Origin of the sequence: Mesorhizobium sp. M1329 (assembly GCF_040318035.1) — a bacterium.
In the GTDB taxonomy this organism is placed as follows: Bacteria; Pseudomonadota; Alphaproteobacteria; order Rhizobiales; family Rhizobiaceae; genus Mesorhizobium.
Map to the genome: position 1 here is coordinate 47,095 of NZ_JAMYLN010000039.1, position 8,780 is coordinate 55,874.

At 62.1% G+C, this 8,780-nt stretch carries 8 protein-coding genes and 2 tRNA genes; 4 read left to right on the top strand and 6 right to left on the bottom strand.

Features of this window, described 5'->3' with window-relative positions; genetic code table 11:
• Positions 1-70: 70 nt before the first annotated feature.
• The gene (locus NKH21_RS28325) at positions 71-310 is read left to right on the top strand and encodes a hypothetical protein (RefSeq protein ID WP_352869140.1); all 240 of its coding nucleotides are present in this window, start codon (positions 71-73) and stop codon (positions 308-310) included.
• Here the strand turns inward: NKH21_RS28325 and NKH21_RS28330 are convergent, their stop codons facing one another.
• The 5 genes from NKH21_RS28330 to NKH21_RS28350 form a co-directional block, all read right to left on the bottom strand.
• Complete coding sequence (locus NKH21_RS28330) at positions 311-3,094, bottom strand: valine--tRNA ligase (RefSeq protein WP_352869143.1); 2,784 nt, start codon at positions 3,092-3,094, stop codon at positions 311-313.
• A gap of 503 nt (positions 3,095-3,597) precedes the next feature.
• Entirely contained in the window at positions 3,598-4,446 is an 849-nt protein-coding gene (locus NKH21_RS28335; RefSeq protein ID WP_352869146.1) for a PopZ family protein, read from the bottom strand.
• 198 nt (positions 4,447-4,644) lie between these two features.
• Positions 4,645-6,036, bottom strand: a complete 1,392-nt coding sequence (locus NKH21_RS28340; protein WP_352666042.1) for a TolC family outer membrane protein — start codon at positions 6,034-6,036, stop codon at positions 4,645-4,647.
• A 185-nt stretch (positions 6,037-6,221) separates the two neighbouring features.
• Complete coding sequence (locus tag NKH21_RS28345; RefSeq protein WP_352869152.1) at positions 6,222-6,890, bottom strand: protein-L-isoaspartate O-methyltransferase family protein; 669 nt, start codon at positions 6,888-6,890, stop codon at positions 6,222-6,224.
• 88 nt (positions 6,891-6,978) lie between these two features.
• Positions 6,979-7,052: transfer RNA gene (locus NKH21_RS28350), tRNA-Cys, on the bottom strand.
• A 215-nt stretch (positions 7,053-7,267) separates the two neighbouring features.
• Here NKH21_RS28350 and NKH21_RS28355 point away from each other — a divergent pair.
• Positions 7,268-7,468, top strand: coding sequence for a hypothetical protein (locus tag NKH21_RS28355; RefSeq protein WP_352869155.1), 201 nt, complete (start codon positions 7,268-7,270; stop codon positions 7,466-7,468).
• 63 nt (positions 7,469-7,531) lie between these two features.
• On the opposite strand, the gene NKH21_RS28360 is transcribed toward NKH21_RS28355, so the two are convergent.
• A complete protein-coding gene (locus NKH21_RS28360) occupies positions 7,532-7,792 on the bottom strand; it encodes a hypothetical protein (RefSeq protein ID WP_023676401.1) in 261 nt (86 codons plus the stop codon).
• Between the two features lie 208 nt (positions 7,793-8,000).
• Here NKH21_RS28360 and NKH21_RS28365 point away from each other — a divergent pair.
• Positions 8,001-8,075: transfer RNA gene (locus NKH21_RS28365), tRNA-Asn, on the top strand.
• 92 nt (positions 8,076-8,167) lie between these two features.
• Positions 8,168-8,734, top strand: a complete 567-nt coding sequence (locus NKH21_RS28370) for a hypothetical protein (protein ID WP_352869158.1) — start codon at positions 8,168-8,170, stop codon at positions 8,732-8,734.
• Positions 8,735-8,780 lie beyond the last annotated feature (46 nt).

An 8,780-nucleotide genomic window follows, 5' to 3' on the forward strand; every position in this document is an offset into this window, starting at 1 on the left:
CGTGCGTACATGTACACCTTGGCTGAACGCATTTGCGACAAGGTGTCGGCCTTCACGACAAGGCGGGAAAATGGCCGGCTCAAATACAAATCAACGAGAAAACTCCGGAAAACCGCCTAAATCACTACAAAACGGGGCATTTTGCATGCCCAGCCAGCCATTGTTACATTACGGCAACAATGGGGCAAAAACATTCAGTTTGCCTCAAGATTTACGCTGCGGAATGCCTGTTTTCGTGGCAGGCGGCCTATCTGGAAAGCAGATTCGTGACCGGCGAATCTATCGCGGCCAGCCGGCCCAATTTGTTTGATCAGCCGGCCTCGCGTACCCGCGTCAATGCCACCGAAAGCTTCTCTTGCGCCTCGCGATATTCGGCGAGTTTTTCACGCTCGGCCTCCACCACCTCTTCCGGCGCGTTGGCGACGAATTTCTCGTTGGACAGCTTCTTGTAGAGCCGCGCTATTTCCTCGGTCACCTTGGCAAGTTCCTTCTGCAGGCGCGCTGCCTCGGCGGCAAGGTCGATCAGGCTGCCGAGCGGCAGGCAAATGGTCGCTTCGTTAACGACGATCTGCGCGGAGCCCTTGGGTGGCGCCTCGGCGAGCGAGATGTCGCCGACCCGCGCGAGACGCTTGATAGCCGAGCCCTGACGCTCGAGCCTTTCGCGTGTCGCGTCGTTGGCGCCGATCACCACGAGCGGTGCGATCGCCGCTGGCGGCACGTTCATTTCCGAACGCACCGAGCGGATGCCGGAGACGAGATCGACCAGCCAGTTGATATCGGCGGCGGCCGCCTCGTCCTCGAAATCGGGCGACGGCCATGCCGCATGACAAAGCAGCGATGGCCGTTGCCTGCCCTCACCGGCGGTTTCGGCCCACAGTTCCTCGGTCATGAACGGCATCATCGGATGCAGCAGCTTGTAGATCTCGTCCAGCACGAAGGCGACGCATGCCCTGCTCTCGGCCTTGGCGGCCTCGTCGGTGCCCATGAACACCGGCTTCAGCAGTTCCAGGTACCAGTCGCAGAACTGGTTCCAGACGAACCGGTAGGCGGCACCCGCCGCCTCGTTGAATCGGTACGAGGTGATGCCGTCCGTTATGTCGCGCGCGGCTCGCGTCAGCTCGGTCAGGATCCAGCGGTTGACCGCCAGCTTGGCGTCCTGCAGCCAGAAATCGTCGTCGCGCGCCACTTCGTTCATCTCGGCGAAGCGCGTCGCGTTCCACAGCTTGGTGCCGAAATTGCGATAGCCGGCAATGCGGGCCGGATCGAGCTTCACGTCGCGCCCTTGCGCTGCCATCACCGTCAAGGTGAAGCGCAGCGCATCGGCGCCGTATTCGTCGATGAGCTCGAGCGGATCGATGACGTTGCCTTTCGACTTCGACATCTTCTGCCCGTTCTTGTCGCGAACCAGCGCATGGACATAGACGGTATGAAACGGCTCCTGATCCATGAAATGTAGGCCCATCATCATCATGCGGGCGACCCAGAAGAAGATGATGTCGAAACCGGTGACCAGCACGTCGGTCGGGTAATAGGTCTTCAGCTCCGGCGTCTGGTCCGGCCAGCCGAGCGTCGAGAACGGCCACAGCGCCGACGAGAACCATGTATCGAGCACGTCCTCGTCGCGGGTCAGGATCTCGCCAGGCTGGAAATTCTCGAGCTTGTCCTCGACCCAGGCCTTCCACGGCCCTTCCAGCGCCAGATAATATTCGACGGCGGCACCGAGCGCCTCTTCCTCGGTCTTTTCGACAAAGACATGCCCGTCCGGCCCATACCAGGCAGGGATCTGGTGGCCCCACCACAGTTGGCGCGAAATGCACCAGGGCTGGATGTTCTCCATCCAGTCGAAATAGGTCTTTTCCCAGTTTTTGGGCACGAAATTGGTACGGCTCTCGCGCACCGAGGCGATCGCCGGCTTGGCCAGTTCCGCCGCATTGACATACCATTGGTCGGTCAGAAACAGCTCGATCGGCACGCCGCCGCGGTCGCCATGCGGCACCGTGTGGCGATGCGGCTCGACCTTCTCGAGAAAGCCGCCCGCCTCCATCAGCTCGACGATCTTCTTGCGCGCATCGAAACGGTCGAGACCGTCGAGGCTGTCCCAGACAGCCTGGCGCTCCGGCGTCACTTCCAGTCCGGCCAGAAAGTCCTCATTGTCCTTGAGGCTCACCGCCGCATTGACGGTGAGGATGTTGACCGCCGGCAGCCGGTGGCGCTTGCCGACCTCGAAATCGTTGAAGTCATGCGCCGGCGTGATCTTGACCGCACCGCTGCCTTTTTCGGGATCGGAATACTCGTCCGCGACCACCGGGATCCTGCGGCCGACGATCGGCAGAACAAGGTTCTTGCCGACAAGATGCCGGAAACGTTCGTCGTCGGGGTGCACAGCAACAGCCGTATCGCCCAGCATCGTCTCCGGCCGGGTCGTCGCAACGGTGATGAAGGTCTTCGGATTTTCCGGATCGAATGTCGTGCCTTCGACCGGATAGCGGAAGTGCCAGAGGTTGCCGTTGACCTCCTGCTGCTCGACCTCGAGATCCGAGATGGCGGTCAACAGCTTCGGGTCCCAGTTCACAAGGCGCTTGTCCTTGTAGATCAGCCCTTCCTTGTAGAGCGTCACGAACACTTCGAGCACGGCCTTGGAGAGGCCCTCGTCCATGGTGAAGCGCTCCCGGCTCCAGTCGGCCGAGGCCCCGAGCCGCTTCAGCTGGTTGAGGATCGCGCCGCCGGACTCGTCCTTCCACTCCCAGACCTTGTCGATGAACTCATCGCGCGTCAGGTCGCGGCGGTGGATCTGCTTTTCCATCAGCTGGCGCTCGACCACCATCTGCGTGGCGATGCCGGCATGATCCATGCCCGGCTGCCACAAGACATTCTTGCCGCGCATGCGCTCGAAGCGCACCAGAATGTCCTGCAGCGTGTTGTTGAGCGCATGGCCCATATGCAGCGAGCCGGTGACGTTCGGCGGTGGGATGACGATGGTGAAGGCTTCAGCCCCCTCCTCGGCCCCGGCGCCGGCACGAAACGCGTCGGCCTCTTCCCAGATCCTGGCAATCTTCGGCTCGACGGCTTTGGCGTCGTAGGTCTTTTCGAGCATGGGAAAACGGTCCGCGCTGTCCGGAATTTGTGGTCCGGTGTAAATCGGAAGGTTGTTGCCAAGTCAACCGCAAGGGCGGCATGGCCAATACATAGCGCCGGCATGGTTCGGTGCAACTCGCGGAACTGAATGTTGCAAGGCAATCGCTTCAGGTTTGCGCTGCCCCTTGCCGTGCCTTCCAGCCTTGGTGGTTGGCGAAAGCCAAAGAGACATCCGATCTCCCCCCTTGCGGGGGAGATGTCCGGCAGGACAGAGGGGGGTGGGAAGGATCGCCAACCTCGACTTCGGTCTTCCCCAATCTCGGAAATTCAATTGCCTGACGGCGTGGCTGCGATCGTTGAGAGGCCGGAGGGACAGCACCCCCCTCTGCCCTGCCGGGCATCTCCCCCGCAAGGGGGGAGATTGGATGCTTCGCCGATGGCGCCTGTCCGCAGGCGGATGAGGGGCAGCGCCGACCTCGACAATTCGCCGGTCGAGCCGCCTGTCGGCGTTTTCTCGAATTGCTACTGCGCGCCGCGCGCGACGCGCTCGATTTCCTCGCGCACCAGCCGCTCGACCAGCGTCGGCAGGTTGTTGTCCAGCCAGTCCTGCAGCATGGGCCGCAGCATCTCCTCGGCCATCTCGTCGAAGGTCTTCTTGCTACGGCTGGCAAACGCGTCGGAAAGCTCGCCGAAGGCGGCGGCAACCTGCCGGCCCGTATGCTCCGAAAGGATCGCGGGACGTGCGGGCGGCGCCTCGCTGGCCGCCGGACGCGCAAATCCGATTTTCGAAGGTCCCGGGCTGCTTTCCGAAGGCTCCAGCCCAATCTCCGAAGGCTCCGGCGCAGGTCCAGCAGTCGCCTCGTCCTCGAAAACCTCGGCCTTCGGCTCGACGTCCGGCGTATGGGATGGCTCGGCGCGCTCCGGCTTGGCCATTGCGTCGCCGACCGCGGCGATCTCGCGCCGCCAATCGGCGATGATGGTGTCGGTTGTCTCGGCAGCCTTGGCCATCGCAGGCCGATCCGGCTTTGCGGGCGGTTCGGGAGCGGTGTTCACCTCAGCCAGCGTCACCGTTGCTTTTACCGGGCCGGGGCGGAGCGGCGTTTCCAGGCGCTCGATGACCGGCGCGACCGTTGGCTGCACCTCGGCCCGCATGGCCGGCTTGGCGATCTCCAGTCCGCCGCGCAGTTCGGAACGGAACGCATCCCCCTCCGCTGCCCGTCCCGCAGCCGGCGCCGGTTGCAGATCCTGGCGCAGTTCGTCCGTGTCGCCCGGCTGCTTGCGGCCGGTATCGCTGTCCTCGATGATCCTCCTGATGGAAGCCAGTATTTCTTCCATGGAAGGTTCGCGCTGTACGCTGCTTGCCGTCGCCATCGTCACATCCGCCGCCCTTGTGACTCGTTCTCAGATTTCCTGTCCGGCAATGCCGGATTCGAATCATGGCGACAGCGTAACCGACGGAACGGCTTACGAGAATCCCCAATCTGGCGACATCTCGGATTTCAACAGATTAGGGTCGGGAGTTGAAGCCCGCGCGTCGTTCGAGCGCGGGCTGAAAACACGGCCTGGCGATCAGCGGCCGTCCGGCGTGCGCAGGCCGATCCACTTGTCCTTGACGGCGTCGTAGTGCTCTTCCGGCCTGTACTTCGTCACGTTGAGCGCAAGGCGCTCTGCCGACAAATGGCCAACCGCCGAGAGGATGGCATAGCTTGCTACCACCACGTCGCGTTCGGCGCTGACAAGATTGATCTTGGCGGTGATGAGGGTCGCCTGCGCGTTGAGCACGTCGAGCGTGGTGCGCTGGCCGACATTGCGCTCTTCGATGACGCCGTTCAAGGCAAGCTGCGCGGCGGCGACCACCTGCCGGTTGGCCGTGACGCTTTGCTGCGCGGCGGTGTATTGCGACCATGCCGAGGTCACCGCTTGGCGCACGGTGTCGCGGCTGACATCGACCTCGATACGGGCCTGGCTGAGTGATTCCTTTGATTGGCGAACCAATGCCGAGGTCCGGCCGCCGGAATAGATCGGTATCGTCAATGTCGCGCCGATGTTCGCCGAATTGGTTACGCCATCCTGTGTCGAGGAGAGCGAGCCGGGCGCGGTGCCGCGAATGGCGCTCGAAACACCGGCCGACGCCGATAGTTGCGGCAGCAACGCGCCTTCGGCAGACTTCACCGAAAACGCCGCCGCGTCGACCAGATGCGCGGTAGCGAGGATGGCCGGATGCTCGGCCGATGCGATCGCGATCGCCGCATCGAGGCTCGACGGCAACAGCTTCGACACCGGCGAAGCCGGCCTGAGCCTGCCCGGCTCGTCGCCGACGATCTGGCGATAGGTCGCAGCGCTTGCCAGCGCCGTCGCGCGGGCGGCGCTCAACTGCGCCACCGCGGAGGCACGCTGGGCGTCGGCTTGCGCGACGTCGGTGCGGGTACCTTCGCCGACCTCAAAGCGCGAACGCGCCGCACGTGCCTGCTCGGTCAGGAATTGCAGGTTCTGTTCGGTCAGCACGGCGACCTGCCGGTCGCGGATAACGTCCATATAGGCACTTGCCGCATTGAAAAGAGTGTTCTCTTCGGCGTTGCGCAGGCTTTCGAACGAAGCGCGGACCCGCGATTCGGCGGCCGCCACATTGTTCCTGGTCTGAAAACCGTCAAACAGCGTCTGGTCGATCTCGACGCCGAAGTTGCCGGTGGTTATCGAGATGTTTCGGTGCAACCGGTTGCTGTGGCTGGCGGTATAATCAATACTTCCGGAACCAGTGATGGTCGGGCGCCAGCCGGACTTGGCGATTGCCACGCCCTCGTCGGTGACGCGCGCGCCGGCGCGCGAAGAATTGAGCGAGGAATTGTTCTGATAGGCCTTTGAAAGTGCCCCGAGAATGGTTTCGGCCGAGGCGGCCATTGGAGACAGCGCGGTCGCCGAAACGAGGACAGCGGTAAAAAGCAACTTGCGTACAGACGGCACGTTATATTCCCTCATTCGTTTTGCACGGGAACTGCGCCACGCTGGCTTCTCCTTCTGATCAGCCGGCGCCGCGTTTTTTATCGTTCCCCCGCTGAAAGCCCCAGAAACGCCCGGTTATGCAGATCAGCAACGATTGTTCAAACGCAAGCGATCATGACAACGCCTTCGCTGCAAGGCAAAATCACTCAGAATTCGAAGGCGGGAATGCGTTCAAATCCCGGTAGTGGCTTAATTGCCGCATTAAATGCGCGTCTTCCCGTTACAACCCCTCCAGTCTTAAAAAAAAGCCGGGCTACGCCCGAATTGCCCTGCCCTTCAACGGCGACGAGTCGGCCGCCTTCGGCAAGCTGGTCGAACAGCGCCGCCGGCACCTCGCCGACGCTGCCGCCGATCAGGATGACGTCGTAAGGCGCCTTGGCCGCATGGCCCTGCGGCAGCGCTCCCTGGACCACGGTGACATTGTCGCAACCAAGTGCCGCGAGCGTCGACGTGGCGGTCTCGGCCAGCGCCGCATCGCATTCCAGCGCGACCACGGACCTTGCCAGCCGCGACAGGATCGCCGCCGCATAGCCGGTGCCGCAACCGACATCGAGTGCCGAATCGCTTGGGCCGATATCGGCCAGCTGCATCAGCTTGGCCAATGGCGACGGCTCCATCAGATAGCGCGGACCATCGGCCGTATCGGCAATGCGGATGTCCTCATCGATATAGGCAAGATCGCGCTGGCCGGGGGCAACAAAGGCCTCGCGCGGCACGACAAGCATCGTCTCGAGCAGCGGCGCGCTGGTCACGTCGGTGGTGCGGATCTGGCCGTCGACCATCTTCACCCGGCGTTCGGCAAAATCAGCGCTCATGTTCCAACCATCCGCTTGCCGCGCGAAGGGCGCGGCTGTTTCGACCCGAACTGAAGCCCCTGGCGCTGACGCGCGGGAGCTCGGGCATTGGAGGCCTCGCCCGGAATCGAACCGGGGTGCAAGGATTTGCAGTCCTCTGCGTAACCACTCCGCCACGAGGCCTCATTGCTCCCGGCGTTCCACCCGGCTCCAATAGGTTGCGGCGAAAATGCCGTCAAGCGGCCACCATGCATTCCCAACGGTTCTTCCGACATCGAGGCACTGCTTATCAACGCCATGCCATGCTAGCAATAACATATTAGCTTATCGTTAAGCATGATTCTCGGCGAGAGGAACCCGATACCGGCGATCACGTTGGGCAGAAAGGAGGTTCCGCCATGGCTCAAGCAACTACGAAAGACGGCACACCGCGCGGATTGTCGCAGTCTGCAGAGCTTGTGCGCTATGCCATCGACCGCCTCGGCATAGAAGGCGCAAACAGCCTGCCGCCGCGCGACCGGGCGCGGCTGGCGTCGGCTACCGCCGTTCTCAAGGAACTTTGCGAACGCCTGGAAAGCTGTTTCGACGAGCCTCGGTAGTGGATAGGCGGAGCACGCCGCTCTCAAAACAATTGCCTGTTTCCGGCTTGTCAGCAGGCAACCTCAATCCGGCCGGCGCCGTCGCTCCCACCAGACGACGAAGCGGCGCCGGTGACGGCGCACCAATGCAAATTCATAGGAGAGCACCAGCAATCCGATCGGTACCATCCAGAAACCCAGGATCGGCAGGAAGCCGAGAATGCCGCCGATGATCAGCACAACACCGATCGCAATCCTGAGGCCGCGCGAGCGCGGCATGGTGAACTGGCGGCCGAAGACCGAGATTTTCCGGGCCGGTGGCTGTTCGTCGCTCATTGCCGTCATGTGAAATGTCGATCCGTTTGCATCAGCCGGAGAAAGCCGCAACGGCCTTTTCCGTTCCGTGACAGGCGTGAGACAGCTCATATGAGTGCGCTCGCCGCCCATTGCCAGAAAGCCTCGCGCCAAAAAGCCTCGAAAAAATGCGAAATGCTTCTTTGCAAAGCCGAAACGGGTTTGCTATAGGCTGCCCCACTCACGCAAGAGCCTCTGTTCCCCGGTAGCTCAGTGGTAGAGCAACCGGCTGTTAACCGGTTGGTCGCTGGTTCGAATCCGGCCCGGGGAGCCACTATCACCAGAAAAGCCTTGAAACCCAAGGATTGCAAGGGTTCCCGCTTCCCCAGAGATACACCGCGCGATACACTGCGGGGTACCCTGAGCATGAAGATTGACGTGAAGCATATACAAAAACGCGGCAAAGCCGGATGGCGTTACAGGCGCAAAATCCCGGAGGAACTTCGGGCCATCTTGGGGAAGAGGGAAATCCTAATCCCGCTCGGCCCCACCGAAGCCATAGCCATCAAGAAGTACCCTAAGGTTCATGCCGAGGCCGAGAAGCTTCTCCTATCGGCCCTTTCCAGCAAGAAGGCGCCCTCGCCCAACTCGCACCAATCGTTGACAGCGTTGGAGCAGTTCAAATGGGGGCAGCAAGATGTCCGTCGATGGCGGTTAGACCCGGAATGGTCTGGCACCGAAGACGAGCATGACAGCGAGGCCCTCAAACGCGAGGTAATCGCTGAGCAGATCGCGGCGAAGTATCCTCTCGACGATGAGGGGAACCCGACGGGGATTGGCTCGAAAGATGCGGCTACCCTTCGAGCACTCATGTATGGTGCGCGGCAAGTTCAGCCGGTCCCGACCCTTGAAGACGCCAAAAGGCTCTACCTCAAGGAGCGCGTTGGCGACGACGTGAACCGCCCCGGGTTTTCCGGAGGCCGTTTCGTTTGAGTCACGCGGCTATGGCTGGTTCATCCAACATGGCGTAGTAGCGTTC